The sequence below is a fragment of the Saccharothrix longispora genome (assembly GCF_031455225.1).
Taxonomy (GTDB): Bacteria; Actinomycetota; Actinomycetes; order Mycobacteriales; family Pseudonocardiaceae; genus Actinosynnema; species Actinosynnema longispora.
On the sequence record NZ_JAVDSG010000001.1, the window covers coordinates 7,836,863 to 7,852,735 of the forward strand.

General features: G+C 73.3%; 21 protein-coding genes. 13 read left to right on the forward strand and 8 right to left on the reverse strand.

What is annotated here, in order from left to right:
* Positions 1-17 precede the first annotated feature (17 nt).
* Positions 18-863, reverse strand: a complete 846-nt coding sequence (locus J2S66_RS34375) for an SMP-30/gluconolactonase/LRE family protein (protein WP_310313170.1) — start codon at positions 861-863, stop codon at positions 18-20.
* 111 nt (positions 864-974) lie between these two features.
* Between J2S66_RS34375 and J2S66_RS34380 the strand changes: the two genes are divergently transcribed.
* The 5 genes from J2S66_RS34380 to J2S66_RS34400 are packed head-to-tail and all read left to right on the forward strand — an operon-like array spanning position 975 to position 4,169.
* Positions 975-1,649, forward strand: a complete 675-nt coding sequence (locus tag J2S66_RS34380; protein ID WP_374726167.1) for a rhomboid family intramembrane serine protease — start codon at positions 975-977, stop codon at positions 1,647-1,649.
* A complete protein-coding gene (murI, locus tag J2S66_RS34385) occupies positions 1,646-2,440 on the forward strand; it encodes a glutamate racemase (protein ID WP_310313173.1) in 795 nt (264 codons plus the stop codon). Before J2S66_RS34380 ends, murI begins: the two co-directional genes overlap by 4 nt.
* Before the next feature lie 17 nt (positions 2,441-2,457).
* Positions 2,458-3,270 (forward strand): MBL fold metallo-hydrolase, encoded by an 813-nt coding sequence (locus J2S66_RS34390; protein WP_310313176.1) that lies wholly within the window; start codon positions 2,458-2,460, stop codon positions 3,268-3,270.
* Positions 3,260-3,763: a hemerythrin domain-containing protein gene (locus J2S66_RS34395; protein ID WP_310313179.1), complete on the forward strand. Its 504-nt coding sequence runs from the start codon at positions 3,260-3,262 to the stop codon at positions 3,761-3,763. The genes J2S66_RS34390 and J2S66_RS34395 overlap by 11 nt, the downstream gene beginning before the upstream one ends.
* A 10-nt stretch (positions 3,764-3,773) precedes the next feature.
* Positions 3,774-4,169, forward strand: coding sequence for an OsmC family protein (locus tag J2S66_RS34400; protein ID WP_310313182.1), 396 nt, complete (start codon positions 3,774-3,776; stop codon positions 4,167-4,169).
* A gap of 10 nt (positions 4,170-4,179) precedes the next feature.
* Here J2S66_RS34400 and J2S66_RS34405 read toward each other — a convergent pair whose 3' ends face one another.
* On the reverse strand, positions 4,180-4,701 hold the full coding sequence (locus J2S66_RS34405; RefSeq protein WP_310313184.1) for a DUF2231 domain-containing protein: 522 nt from the start codon (positions 4,699-4,701) through the stop codon (positions 4,180-4,182).
* A gap of 54 nt (positions 4,702-4,755) precedes the next feature.
* On the opposite strand from J2S66_RS34405, the gene rph reads away from it, so the two are divergent.
* Both rph and rdgB read left to right on the forward strand, forming a co-directional pair.
* Positions 4,756-5,520 carry a ribonuclease PH gene (gene rph / locus J2S66_RS34410; RefSeq protein ID WP_310313187.1) on the forward strand — a complete coding sequence of 255 codons (765 nt, stop codon included), beginning with the start codon at positions 4,756-4,758 and terminating at the stop codon, positions 5,518-5,520.
* Positions 5,517-6,119, forward strand: coding sequence for an RdgB/HAM1 family non-canonical purine NTP pyrophosphatase (rdgB, locus tag J2S66_RS34415; RefSeq protein WP_310313190.1), 603 nt, complete (start codon positions 5,517-5,519; stop codon positions 6,117-6,119). Before rph ends, rdgB begins: the two co-directional genes overlap by 4 nt.
* 27 nt (positions 6,120-6,146) lie before the next feature.
* Here the strand turns inward: rdgB and bcp are convergent, their stop codons facing one another.
* The 3 genes from bcp to J2S66_RS34430 form a co-directional block, all read right to left on the reverse strand.
* The gene (gene bcp, locus J2S66_RS34420; protein ID WP_310313193.1) at positions 6,147-6,623 is read right to left on the reverse strand and encodes a thioredoxin-dependent thiol peroxidase; all 477 of its coding nucleotides are present in this window, start codon (positions 6,621-6,623) and stop codon (positions 6,147-6,149) included.
* Between the two features lie 30 nt (positions 6,624-6,653).
* Positions 6,654-7,178, reverse strand: coding sequence for a hypothetical protein (locus J2S66_RS34425; protein WP_310313196.1), 525 nt, complete (start codon positions 7,176-7,178; stop codon positions 6,654-6,656).
* A 286-nt stretch (positions 7,179-7,464) separates the two neighbouring features.
* Entirely contained in the window at positions 7,465-8,493 is a 1,029-nt protein-coding gene (locus J2S66_RS34430) for an LLM class flavin-dependent oxidoreductase (RefSeq protein ID WP_306748921.1), read from the reverse strand.
* Positions 8,494-8,598: 105 nt separating this feature from the next.
* On the opposite strand from J2S66_RS34430, the gene J2S66_RS34435 reads away from it, so the two are divergent.
* Positions 8,599-9,654, forward strand: a complete 1,056-nt coding sequence (locus J2S66_RS34435) for an FAD-dependent oxidoreductase (protein ID WP_310313202.1) — start codon at positions 8,599-8,601, stop codon at positions 9,652-9,654.
* On the opposite strand, the gene J2S66_RS34440 is transcribed toward J2S66_RS34435, so the two are convergent.
* Complete coding sequence (locus J2S66_RS34440) at positions 9,620-10,888, reverse strand: styrene monooxygenase/indole monooxygenase family protein (RefSeq protein ID WP_310313205.1); 1,269 nt, start codon at positions 10,886-10,888, stop codon at positions 9,620-9,622. The two genes, J2S66_RS34435 and J2S66_RS34440, sit on opposite strands and share 35 nt — an antisense overlap.
* 147 nt (positions 10,889-11,035) lie before the next feature.
* On the opposite strand from J2S66_RS34440, the gene J2S66_RS34445 reads away from it, so the two are divergent.
* A complete protein-coding gene (locus tag J2S66_RS34445) occupies positions 11,036-12,109 on the forward strand; it encodes a sensor histidine kinase (protein ID WP_310313209.1) in 1,074 nt (357 codons plus the stop codon).
* A complete protein-coding gene (locus J2S66_RS34450) occupies positions 12,100-12,738 on the forward strand; it encodes a response regulator transcription factor (protein ID WP_310313211.1) in 639 nt (212 codons plus the stop codon). The genes J2S66_RS34445 and J2S66_RS34450 overlap by 10 nt, the downstream gene beginning before the upstream one ends.
* On the opposite strand, the gene J2S66_RS34455 is transcribed toward J2S66_RS34450, so the two are convergent.
* Together J2S66_RS34455 and J2S66_RS34460 are read right to left on the reverse strand one after the other, a co-directional pair.
* On the reverse strand, positions 12,723-13,340 hold the full coding sequence (locus J2S66_RS34455; RefSeq protein WP_310313215.1) for a DedA family protein: 618 nt from the start codon (positions 13,338-13,340) through the stop codon (positions 12,723-12,725). The two genes, J2S66_RS34450 and J2S66_RS34455, sit on opposite strands and share 16 nt — an antisense overlap.
* 69 nt (positions 13,341-13,409) lie before the next feature.
* Positions 13,410-13,844 (reverse strand): SRPBCC family protein, encoded by a 435-nt coding sequence (locus J2S66_RS34460; RefSeq protein ID WP_310313218.1) that lies wholly within the window; start codon positions 13,842-13,844, stop codon positions 13,410-13,412.
* Positions 13,845-13,867: 23 nt separating this feature from the next.
* On the opposite strand from J2S66_RS34460, the gene J2S66_RS34465 reads away from it, so the two are divergent.
* The 3 genes from J2S66_RS34465 (at position 13,868) to J2S66_RS34475 (ending at position 15,832) form a co-directional block, all read left to right on the forward strand.
* Positions 13,868-14,422: a TetR/AcrR family transcriptional regulator gene (locus J2S66_RS34465; protein WP_310313221.1), complete on the forward strand. Its 555-nt coding sequence runs from the start codon at positions 13,868-13,870 to the stop codon at positions 14,420-14,422.
* 11 nt (positions 14,423-14,433) lie between these two features.
* Positions 14,434-15,399: a CobW family GTP-binding protein gene (locus J2S66_RS34470; RefSeq protein WP_310313224.1), complete on the forward strand. Its 966-nt coding sequence runs from the start codon at positions 14,434-14,436 to the stop codon at positions 15,397-15,399.
* Positions 15,400-15,496: 97 nt separating this feature from the next.
* The gene (locus J2S66_RS34475; protein ID WP_310313228.1) at positions 15,497-15,832 is read left to right on the forward strand and encodes a helix-turn-helix domain-containing protein; all 336 of its coding nucleotides are present in this window, start codon (positions 15,497-15,499) and stop codon (positions 15,830-15,832) included.
* The last annotated feature ends 41 nt before the right edge of the window (positions 15,833-15,873 follow it).

Consider the following 15,873-nt stretch of genomic DNA (forward strand, 5'->3'; position numbering starts at 1 on the left):
CGGCGAACGGCCCCACCTCAGCCGGCGAACGCGGGGGACGGCAGGCCCTCGCCCGCACCCGGCAGCACGAGCACCGACCCGGCCAGCTCGCTCAGCGCGTCCCCGCTCAGCCCGGTGCGCGCCGTCGTCACGTACAGGTCGGTGAAGTCGTGCCCGCCGAAGCAGCACGCCGTGGGTTGGCCCACGGGCAGTTCGACCTCCGCGTCCAGCTCCCCCTCCGGGGTGTACCGGCGCACCGCCGAGCCGCCCCACAGCGCCACCCAGACCGCACCCGACGCGTCCACGGTCAGCCCGTCCGGCACGCCCCGGTCCACGGCGACGAGCGGGCGGCGGTCGCGCGCCTCACCGGTGTCGCGGTCGTAGTCCAGCACGTCGACCCGCCGCTCCGAGGAGTCGACGTAGTACATCAGCGAGCCGTCCGGGCTCCAGCCGATGCCGTTGCTCACGCCCACGCCGTCGAGCACGACCTTCGCGTCGCCGCTCGGCTCCACGCGGGCCAGCCACCCGCCGGGGTCCTCGTCGTAGCGCATCGTGCCCGCCCACAGCCGACCCGCCGGGTCGATCGCCGCGTCGTTGCCGCGCACGCCGTCCCGCGCCCAGTACACGAGCCACGTCTTGGTGCCGTCGCGGTCGACGAGCGCCACGCCGTCGCGGAGGTTGAGCACCAGTCCGCCGCGCGAGCGGGGCTTGGCCGCGCCCACGTGCTGGGGCACCTCCAGCACCGCGTCGTCCCCGTTGTGGGGGCTGTAGCGGTGGACCTCGCTGCCGAGCACGTCCACCCACAGCAGGGTCCCGCTGGAGTGGTCCCACGTGGGCGCTTCGCCCAGGGCGGCTTCGGTCCTCACCGCGACATCGATCGGCACCGGGACAGCCTACGGGTCGTCACGGAGCGCAAGAGCGCTCTCACACGGGAAGCGGGAACCGTCGCGCCGGAACCACCGCACCCCACCCGGTCCGCGCGTAACCTGGACCGCGTGGACCCCACCGGCCCCTTCGCCTCACCGGCGCCCGCGCCGGTCCCCGCCACGCCCAAGGCGGCCAAGCCGCTGTCCAAGCGGGTCGTGCCGCCGCGCCCCGTGCTCTCCGCCGCGGTCGTGCTCGGCTTCGTCGGCCTGCTCTACGTGGTCGAGGCACTGGACTTCGTCCTCGGCGGGCGGCTCGACGACGACGGCGTCATCCCGCGCGACTTCTCCGAGTGGGACAACATCCTCTGGTACCCGCTCCTGCACGGCGACTGGGCGCACCTGACCGGCAACGCGGTGCCGCTGCTGGTCCTGGGCTTCCTGGCCACCTCGGGCGGGATCAAGCAGTTCTTCCAGGTCACCGCGGTCATCTGGCTCACCAGTGGCCTCGGCGTCTGGCTCTTCGGCTCCTACGCCAGCCACATCGGCGCGTCCGGCCTGGTCTTCGGCTTCCTGGTGTTCCTCCTGGTGCGCGGCGCGTTCGCGCGCAGCCCGCTCCAGATCCTCCTCGCGGTCGTGGTGTTCGCCCTCTACGGCGCGGCGCTGTGGGGCGTCCTGCCGGGCCAACCCGGCATCTCCTGGGAGGGGCACCTGTTCGGCGCGCTCGGCGGCCTGCTGGCCGCGTGGGGCGTCTCGCGGGACGCCCGGGCCGGGAACGCGAGGGCCGCGGCTAGTCTCGGGGCGTGAGCACAGCCGACTCGTCCATCGGGATCTTCGACTCCGGCGTGGGCGGGCTGACCGTGGCGCGGGCGATCATGGACCAGCTGCCCGGCGAGCGGATCAGGTACGTGGGCGACACCGCGCACGCCCCCTACGGCCCGCTGCCCATCGCCGAGGTGCGCCGCAACGCCCTCGCCGTCGCCGACCAGCTCGTCGAGGACGGCGTGAAGCTGCTCGTCATCGCCTGCAACACCGCCTCCGCGGCGTGCCTGCGCGACGCCCGCGAGCGCTACGACGTGCCCGTGGTCGAGGTCGTGCTGCCCGCCGTGCGCCGCGCCGTGGCGACCACCCGCACCGGGCGCGTCGGCGTGATCGGCACGCAGGGCACCGTGACCTCCGGCGCCTACCAGGACACGTTCGCCGCCGCGCGCGACGTCCGGGTGACCGCCGCCGCGTGCCCGAGGTTCGTCGACTTCGTGGAGCGCGGGATCACCTCCGGCCGCCAGGTCCTCGGCCTCGCGCAGGCGTACCTGGAACCGCTCCAGCGGGCCGAGGTCGACACGCTCGTGCTGGGCTGCACGCACTACCCGCTGCTGACCGGCGTGCTCCAGATCGTGATGGGCGACGGCGTGACGCTCGTCTCCAGCGCGGAGGAGACGGTGAAGGACGTCGTGCGCGTGCTCACCGAGCGCGACCTGTTCCGCGACGGCCCCCCGGACCAGCGGTTCGCCTGCACGGGACCCGTCGAACCGTTCGCCCGGCTGGCCCGGCGATTCCTGCCCCGGTTGGAAAGCGCCTCCTTCCACGCCCACGCGTGACCTGGCAGGCTCCACGGGTGCTGTTGACCATCCTCGGCTGCTCGGGCAGCCTGCCGGGCCCGCACGGGCCGGCATCCGGCTACCTCGTCGAGGCGGATGGCTGCCGACTCGCGATCGAACTGGGCGGTGGTGTGCTCGCGGCGCTCCAGGCGCACCACGACCCGTTCTCGTTGGACGCGCTGCTGTTCTCCCACCTGCACCCGGACCACTGCGCCGACTTCACCACCCTGGCCGTCACCCGCCGCTACCACACGCACCCGCCCCACGACACGCGTGCGCGCAAGCTGCCCGTGCACGCGCCGGTCGAGGCGCCCGAGAGGTTCGCGCGCGCCTACGCCGAGACCGCCGAGGAACTGCTCACCACCGACCTGTCGGACGTGTTCGAGTTCCACGCCCTCGCCGACCGCGGCGTGACGCGCGTCGGGCCGTTCGAGATCACCGCCGTCCGGGTCGAGCACCCCACCGAGTCCTACGGGTTCCGCATCGCCGCCGGGCGGACCACCCTCGCGTACACCGGTGACACCGGGCCGTGCGACCAGTTGCGGTTCCTCGCGCAGGACGCGGACGTGCTGCTGTCCGAGGCGACGTGGACGCACACCGGGGACCGGCCGCCCGGCAGGCACCTGTCCGGCGTGCAGGCGGGTTCGCTCGCGGCGGCGGCCGGGGTGGGCCGGCTGCTGCTCACGCACGTCGCGCCGTGGACCGACCGCGAGGCCGTGCTGGCCGAGGCGCGCAGCCGGTTCGAGGGCCCCGCGGAACTCGTCTCACCGGGCGCGGAGTACGTGGTTGACGAGCCGGTGGCCCGGGTAATCGGCGGCCATGGCAACTGACGTCGTCGACCTCATCCTGGCGGACCACCGCAGGTTCGAGGAACTGTTCCGCGCCCTGCGCGACCGGGGGTCCGACCGGTCGACGCTGCTCGGCGAGCTGGCCGCGTTGCTCATCGCCCACGCCGAAGCCGAGGAGAGCGAGGTGTACCCGGCGCTCAAGCGCTACAAGGAGGTCGACGACGACGAAGTCGACCACGGCGCCGAGGAGCACGCCGAGGGGCACCAGGCCCTGCTCGCCCTGATGGAGATCTCCGACACCGAGTCCGAGGAGTGGGAGGGCAAGCTCGAAGAACTGGTCGAGGCGCTCAACCACCACATCGACGAGGAGGAGCGCACCATCCTCAACGGCGCCCGCGAGCAGGTCGCCGAGGAGCGCCGCGCGGAACTGGGGGAGAAGTTCCTGGAGATCCGCCAGGACCGCATCGACGACGACTGCGGGGACCTGGAGTACGTGCGCAAGGTGGCGCACGCCACGGCCGACCGGATCGACTAGCTTTTCCCCCGTGTCCAACGTCGAGGTCCGCCGCACCGGCCAGCACGAGTTCACCGCGACCAACGACCGGGGCGCGTCGGTGCGCGTCGGTCGCAAGGGCGCCGAGGGCGCGTTCACGCCCGTCGAACTGCTGCTGGCCGCTGCGGCGGGCTGCGCGGCGGTGACGGTGGAGACGCTGGTCACCCGCCGCGTCGACGGCGACCTGGTGGCGCGCGCCGACGACGTGCGGCCCGAGGGCGCGCACCAGCTGGACGCCGTCCCGGTCACCCTCGACTACGACGTCTCGTCCTTGGACGACGCGCAGCGCGCGGTCCTGGAGACCGCGGTCCGCCGCGCGGTCGACGAGCTGTGCACCGTGACCCGCACCCTGAAGCAGTCCCCGCCCACCCCCCTGAACCTCCCCTGACCCTCGCGGGTCAGGGGGTGGCCACGCCGTTCCAGACGGCGGAGGAGCCGCTGTGGCCGATGCGGACCACCTGGACGGTGGTGGCGACGCCGGCGGCGATGACGAGGACGCTCACGACCACCGCGATCCGCCGCCACGTCCTCGGCACGGGCGTCGTGCTCTCCGTCGCCGCGCTGCGCTCCCGGTCGGCGAGCCGACCCGCGACCAGCAGCGCCACGACCACCACGCCGAAGCCCAGCGCGAACGGCAGCAGGTCGTTGCCCAGCTCCGCGTGCCGGTCGATCTGCGGGTTGCCCAGGTCGGCCATCCTCGCGTACAGCTGGTCGCCGGAGGCCTGGGCCAGCGGCACCGAGCCCACGCCCATCAGCGTCACCCCCGCCAGGGGCCACGAGTACTTCTGCCGCCACCGCGGCACGACGGCGGCCGCGACCGCGCCCAGGGCGGCCAGCGGCAGCAGCACCACCACCGCGTGGACCAGCAACGGGTGCGCCGGTGGACCGAAGATGGTCACCAGGTCGTCTGCGAGTGCCATGCCTCTCCCTACGCCGGTGGGCTGTCCCCGGGTTCCGCGCAATAGGGTAGTGCCGTGCTGAGGACCGATGGCAGGAACGACGACGCGCTGCGCGACATCCGGATCACCCGCGGCTTCCAGCAGTGGCCCGCGGGGTCGGTGTTGATCGAGTTCGGGAACACCCGCGTGCTGTGCGCGGCCAGCGTGACCGAGGGCGTGCCGCGGTGGCGGTCCGGCTCGGGCCTGGGCTGGGTGACCGCCGAGTACGCGATGCTGCCGTCTGCGACGCACACCCGCAGCGACCGCGAGTCGGTGAAGGGCCGGATCGGGGGACGCACGCACGAGATCAGTCGCCTGATCGGGCGTTCCCTGCGCGCGTGCATCGACCTGGCCGCGCTGGGCGAGAACACCATCGTCATCGACTGCGACGTGATCCAGGCCGACGGCGGGACCCGCACCGCGGCGATCACCGGCGCGTACGTGGCCCTGGTCGACGCCGTCACGTGGCTGGGCGCGGCCAAGCGCCTCGCCGACCCGCAGCCGCTGTCGTGCGCCGTGTCGGCGGTGTCGGTCGGCGTGGTCGACGGCCGGGTGCGCCTCGACCTGCCGTACGAGGAGGACTCGCGCGCCGAGGTCGACATGAACGTCGTCGCGACCGACGCGGGCACCCTGATCGAGGTGCAGGGCACCGGCGAGGGCGCCACGTTCGCCCGCTCGACCCTCGACCGGATGCTCGACCTGGCGCTGGCGGGCTGCGCCGAGCTGAACCGCGTGCAGGCCGAGGCGCTGGCCCTGCCCTACCCCGGCGTGCTGCCCGAGCCGAAGGCGAAGAAGAAGTGAAGCTGCTGCTGGCGTCCCGCAACGGGAAGAAGCTCGGCGAGCTGCGCCGCATCCTGCTGGCCGAGGGCCTGGACGGCATCGAGGTCGTCGGCCTGGACGACGTGCCCGGGTTCCCGGAGGCCCCGGAGACCGAGCCGACGTTCGAGGGCAACGCCCTGGCCAAGGCGCGGGACGCGTACAACGCCACCGGCCTGCCGTCGGTCGCCGACGACTCGGGCATCGCCATCGACGCCCTGAACGGCATGCCCGGCGTCCTGTCGGCCCGCTGGTCGGGTGCGCACGGCGACGACGAGGCCAACACGCGGCTCGTCCTGGGTCAGCTCCGCGACGTCCCGGACGAGCGGCGCGGCGCGGCGTTCGTCTGCACGGCGGCGTTCGTGAACGGCGACGTCGAGACGGTGGTGCGCGGCGAGTGGCGGGGCACGATCACCCGCGAGCCGCGCGGGACCAACGGCTTCGGCTACGACCCGGTCTTCGTGCCGGAGGGCCACGACGTGACGTCGGCCGAGCTGTCCCCGGAGGAGAAGGACGCCCTCTCGCACCGGGGACGCGCGCTGCGCCTGCTGCTGCCGCACCTGCGGGAGCCGGCCCGGGGGTAGTCCGTCGCGCGGGCGCCGACCTGGTGGTCAGGAGGTCGGCAGCTCGCGCAGCAGCTTGGCCACGTGCCCGGTCGCCCGCACGTTGTAGAGGGCCTTCACGACCCTGCCGTCCGGACCGACCAGGAACGTCGACCGGATCACGCCCATCACCGTGCGGCCGTAGTTCTTCTTCTCCCCGTACGCGCCCCACTCGGTGAGCACGGCGCGGTCGACGTCGGACAGCAGCGGGAAGTTGAGGCCCTCCGCCTCGGCGAACTTCGCCAGCTTCTCCGGCTTGTCGGGGGAGATGCCCACGACGTCGTAGCCGGACGCGGCCAGGTCGCCGATGCTGTCGCGGAAGTCGCACGCCTGCTTGGTGCAGCCCGGTGTGCTCGCGGCCGGGTAGAAGTACACGACCACGGATCGGCCGAGGTGGTCGGACAGCGAGACGGGCTTGCCCGTGCTGTCGGGCAGGGTGAACGCCGGGGCCTGGTCGCCGGGTGACAGGCGCTTCTGCTCGGTCATCGCACAGACGCTACAAGAGCCGCCGCGCGGTCAGCCGGTGCCCTCGAACACCGCGCTCGGCTCCTGCCCCGCACCGTTCGGCTCGACCGCGACCCGGATGGGCACGGGGTGCTCGGGCACGGCGAACGCCACGGTCAGCACGGTCTCGCCGCCGGCCGCGACCTCGGGGACCGCGGCGGCCACGCCGCCCAGTCCCTGCACGGAGTCGCGCACCTCGGCGACCTGCTCGCCGTTGACGGAGGCGCGCACGACGAGCTGGTTCGTGCGGTACGGCACGGTGGTGCCGTTGACCAGGGTCAGGGTGAACACGGCGGTGCGCGGCGACTTCGGGAACGAGGTGTCGCTCGGCTTCAGCGACGAGGGCGGCGACACGGTGACGGCCATGCCGTTGGCCCACACCCGCTGCGCGCCGAACGCGGTGTGCGCCGAGGTGGCGGACGAGTCCTGCGCGGCCACTTCGGACGGTGGCTCGACGGCGGGCAGCCCGGTGTGGTCGGCGCACCCGGTCAGGGCGAGGACGAGGCACGCGCCGGCGGCCAGTCTGGCGATCTCCACGAACCTCCCCTTCCTGCCCCGGCGGTGGGCTGATTGCGTCCAGCCACCACCATGGCGGGGAGGAGGGGGGAGCGGGGGCCGATCCAGGGCCTTGAAGCGCACCTGGTGCCTGCCTGTGGCCAAGCCGTGATGACGCGCGGCTGCCCGCGTGGGCGGCGCCACAGCGGGCGGCACCCACGCGGGTCGGCGGCGGCCGAAACCCCGAACGGCGGACCGCCCGGGAGTTGACGAGCGCGTCGGGGGGCGTGCGCGCTCATACCGATCATCGCGGTCCGGTGGCGAACCGCTACACCTCTACTTCGGTCTTCACTCGTTCGGATGAACGTTGGGCGATCTGGGCGAGGAGTTCGTAGGACCGGAGCCGGTCGGACTGCTCGGCGACCATCGTGGTCACCATCAGCTCGTCGGCGGCGGTGTCGGCGAGCAGCGCCTCCAGCCCCGCCTCCACGGTCGAGGGCGACCCGATGACCTGCGAGGCCATCCGGTCCTCCACGATCAGCCGCTCCACGTCGGTGTACGGGTAGGCGTCGGCCTCCTCGTTGGTGGCCATCGGCCCGGGCCGGCCGCTGCGCAGCCGGAGGAACGACAGGGCGCCGGGCTGGGCGAGGTACCGCGCCCGCTCGTCGGTGTCGGCGACCAGCACCGAGGCGCACACCAGCGCGTACGGCTCGGACAGCCGCGCGGACGGCCGGAACCGCTCGCGGTACAGGGCCAGGGCGGGCAGCGTGTTCTCGGCGCTGAAGTGGTGGGCGAACGCGAACGGCAGCCCGAGCAGGCCCGCGACCTGCGCGCTGTACCCGCTCGACCCGAGCAGGAACACGTCCGGCTTGTTGCCCTGCGCGGGCACGGCCAGCAGCTGCTCGGTGCCGTCGAAGTACCCGTTCAGCTCGGCCAGCTGCTGCGGGAAGTCGTCCACCGACAGCGGGCCGGTGGTGCGGCGCAGCGCCTGCGCGGTGCGCTGGTCGGTGCCCGGCGCGCGGCCGATGCCGAGGTCGATGCGACCGGGGTGCAGGGCGGAGAGCGTGCCGAACTGCTCGGCCACGACCAGCGGCGGGTGGTTGGGCAGCATCACGCCGCCGGAGCCGACCCGCAGCGTCGTGGTGGCGTCGGCGACGTGGCCGATGAGGATCGCGGGGGAGGAGCTGGCGATGCCCGGCATGTTGTGGTGCTCGGCGAGCCAGAACCGGGTGAAGCCGAGCCGCTCGACGAGTCGGGCCAGCTCACGGGTGTGCGCGAGGGCCGTGCGCGCGTCCGTCCCCGTGGTGATCGTGGCCAGGTCGAGTGCGGACAGCGGCACGTCGCGGAGTCGGCTCATGCCCGTGGACAACGCCCGGGGCGCCGGATGTCTTCCGCCGTCCGGTGTGACCGTCGCGACCGCGCCGGCGGGAAGCGCCCCGGCGTCGGGGGCGTTGACCAGGACATGGACGTGGTGGTCATCGGCGCAGGTCAGGCGGGCTTGTCCACCGCCCACTTCCTCGGGCGGGCCGGCCTGGACCACCTCGTCCTGGACGCCGAGGACGGACCCGGCGGCGCGTGGCGGCACCGCTGGCCGACGTTGCGCATGGCCACCGTGCACGCGATCCACGACCTGCCGGGGACGCCCTTCGCCGAACCCGACCCGGACGCGCCCGCCAACGAGGCGCTGCCCGCCTACTTCGCCGAGTTCGAACGCCGCGAGGGCCTGGACGTGCTCCGCCCGGTCCGGGTGCGCGCCGTCCGCGACCACGTCCCCGGCGACCGGCGCGGCCCGCTCGACGTCGAGACCGACCGGGGCACCTTCACCGCCGACACCCTGGTCAACGCCACCGGCACGTGGACGCGCCCGTTCGTGCCCCGCTACCCCGGCCAGGAGCTGTTCCGGGGAAGGCAGCTGCACTCCTCGCGGTACCCCGGGCCGGGGGAGTTCGCCGGCGAGCACGTCATCGTCGTCGGCGGCGGCACGTCCGCGGTGCAGCAACTGCTGGAGATCGCCGCGCACGGCGGCACCACGACGTGGGTGACCCGCCGCGAGCCCGAGTTCTCCGACGAGCCGTTCGGCCCCGAGATCGGCCGCGCCGCCGTGGCGAGGGTCGAGGAGCGCGTCCGCCGCGGCCTGCCGCCGCGCAGCGTGGTCAGCGTGACCGGCCTGAGCCTCACCCCGGCCGTCCGCGAGGGGCTGCGCACCGGCGTGCTGGCCCGCAGGCCGCTGTTCGCCCGGATCACGGAGGACGGCGTGGTGTGGCCGGACGGCCGGTCCGAGCGCGCCGACGCGATCCTGTGGGCCACCGGTTTCCGCGCCGCCCTCGACCACCTCGCGCCGCTGCGGCTGCGCGCGCCCGGCGGCGGCGTCGTGCTGGACGGCACCCGCGTCGTCGCCGACCCCCGCGTGCACCTCGTCGGCTACGGCCCGTCGGCCAGCACGATCGGCGCGTCCCGCGCGGGCCGGGTCGCCGCCCGCGAGATCAGGGACCTGCTGTCCGCGCGGCGGGCCGCCTGACCGCCTGGCCGGACCGCCACCCGCCGAGCTTCTGCCCGGCGACCCGCAGGCCCACGCCCAGCTTGTAGCGCAGCACGTCGAGCCTGCCCACGTCGCACCGCGCCAGGAAGTCGCGCGCCGCCTCCTCCTCGAAGAACCACGGGAACAGCGACGACGGGTCGTTGAACCCCTCGAACAGCTGCTCCCCGATGCCCTCCCGCCGCGACGCCGCGAGCAGCACGTCCCGCTGGAAGTCCCGCAGCGGCGCCAGCAGGCCGTTGGTGAAGTCGCTCGTGAACCGGCCGCGCTCCCACCACTCGTCGAACCGGTCGGTCAGCCACGTCGCGGTGTAGGGCCCGTCGAACGCGGTCAGCCGCTCGGCGAAGAAGCGGGCCATCCGGGTCGCGTTGTTCGCGCCCTGCCCGGTCAGCGGGTCGTTGAGCACGACCGCGTCGCCGAGGCCCAGCACGTGCCGCCCGGACGGCAGCACGGCCACCGGCCGGCGCACCACCGGCACGACCTCGCCCTCGATCCACGCCACCGGGCTGGTCGCCCGCGCGGGCCGCAGGAACGCCGACTCGTGCGGCAGCAGGTCGTCCACCAGGCCCTTGAGCACGTCCACGCCCTCGTCGGCCGTCGTGACGCCGCGGAACCGGTCCGCCGGTCCGCCGGGCGCGGCCTCCAGCACGACGCTGCGCGACTCGCCCACGTCCTTGTCGTGGAACGGCACCCAGAACACCTCCACGGTGCCCGGCAGGAACGAGAACACGCCCCCGCGGTGCTCGGGGCGGGCCTCCATGTCGTAGCCGTGGACGTTGACCATGAACAGCCTGCGCTGCGCCCGGGAGTGCGCGCACCGCGCCGGGTCGCGCTCGAACAGCCCGGTCAGCGACCGGCACCCGGCGGTCACCACCACCAGGTCGTGCGCCGCCGCCAGCCGGTCGAGGTCCGCGACGGTCACCTCGCCGACCACCACCTCCGCGCCGCGCCGGGCCAGCTCGGCGAGCCCCTCGGCGAACTTCAGCCGCTGGTCCACGGCCAGCGCGGGTTTGCGCAGCGGCGCGTCCACGGAGAACGCCACCCCGCCGGTCCCGGTGAACAGGTCGAGGTGGATGCGGCGCATCCGGTACGCCTCGGGGTGGAAGTCGAGTCCCAGTTCGGCCTCGTACTCGACCTGGTCGCCGAACAGGCAGGCGGTGGGCCGGCCCCGGTCGGCGAGGAGTTCGTCCGCGGTCCGGTCGGAGTGGATGGTCACCCGCCTGCCCGCCCGCAGCAACGCCGCGGCTAATACGAGACCCGCCTGACCAGCACCGATGACCGCTATTCCGCCCACGACTACGAATCCTCGGTGGACCCGCGCGTTCCGGCCAATAGCACGATCGGGTCTTATAGCCTGATAGAGGTGCACAGGGCGTTGCGCGTGGTCGTCGGGTTGTCACTCGGATTCCTCACCGCGGGTGTGAACGTGCTGGTCGTGGCGTTCGCCCGGAAGTGGGCCCGCCCGGTGGCGCGAGCGGAACGCCGACGTCTCGCGTGGGCGCTGGACCTGGACACCGCCGAGCCGACGCAGGAGCGGGCGGTCCGGTACCTCGCGGTGCGCTGGCTCGTCGGCCTGTTCGGCGGGGTCGTGCTGGCGTGGCTCTACTACGGCCTGGCGATGGTCGGGGTGATCGCGTACCGGCTGGTCGCGGGCGCCACGGGTCCCGAGCTGAACGCCGACGACGACTGGGTCGAGTACCTGTGGACGGCCCTGGTCGGCGTGGTCCTGCTCTACATCGAGGTGCAGGGGATCATCGGCGTCGCCGCGCTGGAGGAGAGGGTCGCGCACCGGTTCCTCGGGCCGAGCGAGGCCGAGCTGCTGCGCCGCCGCATCGACGAGCTGGCCACCAGCCGGGCGGGCATCGTCGCGGCGGTGGACGCCGAGCGCCGCCGCATCGAGCGGGACCTGCACGACGGCGTCCAGCAGCGGCTCGTCGCGCTGGGCATGCTGCTCGGCCGCGCCCGCCGCAAGCCCGAGCACGCCGCCGAGCTGCTCGCCCAGGCGCACGAGGAGTCCCGGCACGTGCTGGAGGACCTGCGCGAGGTGGCCTGGCGGGTCTACCCGTCGGCGCTGGACTCGCTGGGCCTGGTCGAGGCGCTGGAGGCGGTGGCGGACCGCTCGGTCATCCCGGTGCGGATCAGCTGCCCCGCGCTGACCGCCGCGCCGCAGGTGGAGACCGCGGTGTACTTCGTGGTGTGCGAGGCGGTGACGAACGCGGCCAAGCACTCGGGTGCGACGATGATCGACGTGGACATCGACGAGGGCGGCGGCGTGGTGCGCGTGCGGGTCGTCGACGACGGTGTCGGAGGAGCGGACCCCGCGGGCGGCGGGCTGGCCGGCCTGTCCCGACGGGTGCTGGCGCTGGACGGCGAGTTCACCGTGACCAGCCCGGCCGGCGGTCCCACCGAGATCAGGGCGGGCATCCCGTGCGCGTGATCCTGGCCGAGGACTCGACGCTGCTGCGCGAGGGCCTGGTGCGCCTCCTGGTCGAGGAGGGGCACGAGGTGCTCGCCGCCGTCGGCGACGCGCGGGCGCTGCTCGACGCGGTGGCCGCGCACCGGCCGGACGTCGTGGTGACCGACGTGCGGATGCCCCCGACGAACACCGACGAGGGCCTGAAGGCCGCGCTGGAGGTCCGCGAGCGGTTCCCGGGCGTCGGCGTGCTGGTGCTGTCGCAGTACGTCGAGCAGCGCTACGCCGTCGACCTGCTCACCGGGCACGCCGACGGCGTGGGCTACCTGCTGAAGGACCGCGTGGTCCAGGTGGAGGAGTTCCTCGACGCGCTGAGCCGGGTGGGCGCGGGCGGCGCCGCGTTCGACCCGGAGGTGGTGCGCCGGCTGCTGGCCCGCACGACGAGCCCGCTGGACGTGCTGACCGCGCGGGAGCGGGACGTGCTGGCGCACATGGCCGAGGGGCACACGAACAACGCGATCGCGGATCGGCTGCACGTGTCGCGCAGCGCGGTGGAGAAGCACATCAACTCGATCTTCGACAAGCTGGGGCTGTCCGCCGACGGCGGTTACAGCCGCCGGGTGCTGGCCGTGCTGCGCTACTTGCGCGCGTGATCCTTCTTCTGCTGCACCACCCGGGACACGACGAACCAGACGACGGCGATCACCACGAGGCCGAGCACGACCTTCGACACGACGCCCAGGTACTGGTCGACGAGGTGGTAGTTCGCGCCGAGCAGGTAGCCCGCGAGGATCAGGGCGGTGTTCCAGATCAGGCTGCCCGCCGCGGTGAGCAGGGTGAACTGGAGGATCGGCATCCGCTCCACGCCCGCCGGGATGGAGATGAGACTGCGGAAGACCGGCACCATCCGGCCGAAGAACACGGTGGCCTTGCCGTGCCGGTTGAACCACTGCTCGGACCTGTCCACGTCGGACGCCTTCATCAGCGGCATCCTGCCCGCGATGCGGCGGATGCGGTCGCGGCCCAGCGCGGCGCCCAGGTAGTACAGCAGCAGCGCGCCCACCACCGAACCCGCGGTGGTCCACAGGATCGCGGCGACGAGGCCCATCCGACCCTGGCTCGCGGTGAACCCCGCCAGCGGCAGGAACAGTTCGCTGGGCAGCGGCGGGAAGAGGTTCTCCAGCGCGATGGCCAGCCCGGCGCCCGGTGCGCCGAGCGTTTCCATCAGGTCGGTGACCCACGAGACGATGTCCATGTTGTCCACGTTACGAACGCGCCGCCGTGCCCACCATGAAGCCGGCCGCACGATCGGGTGCGGAAAACCTCAGTGCGGCCGCGCGGCGAACGCGGCCAACCCCTCGGCGTACCGGCGGATCACGGCGCGCAGGACCAGCCGGTAGAGCCACCCCGTGCCGCGGACGTCGGGTTCGAACGACGAGCACCAGCGGATCACCGTCCCACCGCCGTCCGGCGCGAGCTCGATGGACGCCCGGTAGTCGTGGATCGCGAGGCCCGACAGCAGCACGTAGCCCACCCGCCGGTTCGGCGTCAGTTCGACGATCTCCTCCCTCGTGAGGACCTTGCGGCCTTTGTTGTGGAATACCCGGATCTCGCCGACTCCACGCGCGTCGCCCTCGCGTTCCCGCTCCCAGCGCACGACCGGTGACCAGTCGGGCCAGGTGGAGCTGTCCGCGGCCAGCCGGTACACCGCCTCCGGCGGCGCCGCGCTGCGCGCCCGCACATCCACTTTCTGTACCATGCGGTACATGTACCATTCGGTACATGTCGGGACAAGGGGCCGCGCGGCGGCGGTTGCTGGACGCGGTCGTGGCGCACCTGGCCGAGCACGGGCTGGGCGAGGTCAGCCTGCGGTCGCTGGCGACGGCGGTCGGCACCAGCCACCGGATGCTGCTCTACCACTTCGGGTCCAAGGAGGGCCTGCTCGTCGAGGTGGTCAAGGCCGTGGAGGCGCGGCAGCGGGAAGTGCTGGCGGGGCTGCCGGCGGACGACCCGGCCCGAGCCGCCCGGGAGTTCTGGCGCGTGCTCACCGACCCCGCGCTGCGCGCCCACGAACGGCTGTTCTTCGAGCTCTACGGACAGGCCGCGCAGGGCAGGCCCGGCACGACGGCGCTGCTCGACGGCATCGTGTCGGACTGGGTCGAGCCGGTGGCGGCGGCCGAACGGGCCCGCGGGTTCCCGCCGGACGTGGCGACCGCCCGCGCCCGGCTCGGCCTCGCCGTGGCGCGCGGCCTGCTGCTCGACCTCGTGGCCACCGGCGACCGCGAGGGGGTGGACGCGGCCATGGAGCAGTTCATCCGGCTGGTGAACCCCGACTAGGCTTCGCGGGCGTGAAGCGCATCCCCGTGGTCGTGGTGGCGGGATTCCTCGGCTCCGGCAAGACGACGCTGCTCAACCACCTCCTCGCCGCCGCGCGAGGCACCCGGATCGGCGTGGTGGTCAACGACTTCGGCGCCATCGGCGTGGACGCGATGAGCGTGGCCGGGCAGGTCGACTCCACCGTGTCGCTCAGCGGCGGCTGCCTGTGCTGCGCGATCGACGTGAGCGAGCTGGACGGCATGCTCGCCAAGCTCGACTCGCTGGTCGACGTCATCGTGATCGAGGCCAGCGGCCTCGCCGAGCCGCAGGCCATGGCCCGCATGGTGCTGGCGAGCGAGAACCCGCGGCTGTCGTACGGCGGGCTCGTGCTGCTGGTGGACGCCGCCGAGCCGCCCGCCGACCTGGCGCGGCACCTGCGCGTCGCGGACCTCGTGGTGCTCAACAAGGTCGACCGGGTGGCCGACCCGGACGCCGTGGCCGCCGGGGTGGACCGGCTCAAGCCCGGCGTGCCCGTGGTGCGGGCGACGTTCGGGCGGGTGGACCCCGAGCTGCTGTTCGACCGGCGGGAGCGCACCGCCGTCGGCCAGCTGTCCTTCGACGACCTGCTGGCCGAGTCGGACGGGCACGCCGAGCACGACCACGTGCGCTACGAGAGCGTCGAGTTCACCGCAGACGCCGTGAACCCCGCGCGGCTCATGGCGTTCCTCGACGCGAGGCCCGCCGGGCTGTACCGGATCAAGGGGTTCGTGTCGTTCGACGTGCCCGGCCACCGGCAGCGGTTCTCCCTGCACACCGTGGGCGCGTTCCTGCGGTTCGAGCGCTCGGCGTGGCCGGGCCCGCGGCGCACCGAGCTGGTGCTGATCGGCACCGGTCTCGACGCGGCCGGGGTCCGCGCCGCACTGGCCGCGTGCGTTGAGCCCGACCCGTCCTCGGTGGACCCGCAGTCGATGCTGGAAGTCCTGCGCTACCTGGCGTGAGCGGGCCCCCGGCGGGTGTCAAGGCGCTGGTCGAACGTGGAGTGTTCGCCTATGCTGAATCAGTCAGGCCGATTATGATTCAACACTGGGGGTGGTCATGACCACGAACGTCGGGGCGCTGGTCGAACGCGCTCGTGTTGCCGCAGGCCTCAGTCAACGGGCTCTCGCCGACGTGACCGGCATCTCGCAGCCGACCCTGTCGCGCATCATCTCCGAGGACCGTGTGGCGAAGATGTCGGAAGTCGTGGCGATCGCCTGGGCGACCGGCCACACGGTCGCGCAGCTCACCGGAATGAGGGCGGTGGCCGACCGGGTGGAGTGTGTAGCACGGGCCACCAACGATTCGGGCATGGACCGCATGCGCGAAGCGCTGCTGCACTTCCTGGAACTGGACGACTACCTGAACGATCAAGCCATCCCCACCGCGGTATGACGGGAGAGCGCAGGGCGTGAACGCAGAAGCCGAGGGGCGCC

Bases quoted from the DNA above. Each gene is read 5' to 3' on its own strand.
- J2S66_RS34405 (WP_310313184.1), bottom strand. From the start codon at position 4,701: ATGGCACTCGCAGACGACCTGGTGACCATCTTCGGTCCACCGGCGCAC.
- J2S66_RS34435 (WP_310313202.1), top strand. From the start codon at position 8,599: ATGGACGTGGTGGTCATCGGCGCAGGTCAGGCGGGCTTGTCCACCGCC.
- J2S66_RS34465 (WP_310313221.1), top strand. From the start codon at position 13,868: ATGTCGGGACAAGGGGCCGCGCGGCGGCGGTTGCTGGACGCGGTCGTG.
- J2S66_RS34395 (WP_310313179.1), top strand. From the start codon at position 3,260: ATGGCAACTGACGTCGTCGACCTCATCCTGGCGGACCACCGCAGGTTC.
- bcp (WP_310313193.1), bottom strand. From the start codon at position 6,623: ATGACCGAGCAGAAGCGCCTGTCACCCGGCGACCAGGCCCCGGCGTTC.
- J2S66_RS34455 (WP_310313215.1), bottom strand. From the start codon at position 13,340: ATGGACATCGTCTCGTGGGTCACCGACCTGATGGAAACGCTCGGCGCA.
- J2S66_RS34430 (WP_306748921.1), bottom strand. From the start codon at position 8,493: ATGAGCCGACTCCGCGACGTGCCGCTGTCCGCACTCGACCTGGCCACG.
- J2S66_RS34460 (WP_310313218.1), bottom strand. From the start codon at position 13,844: ATGGTACAGAAAGTGGATGTGCGGGCGCGCAGCGCGGCGCCGCCGGAG.
- J2S66_RS34475 (WP_310313228.1), top strand. From the start codon at position 15,497: ATGACCACGAACGTCGGGGCGCTGGTCGAACGCGCTCGTGTTGCCGCA.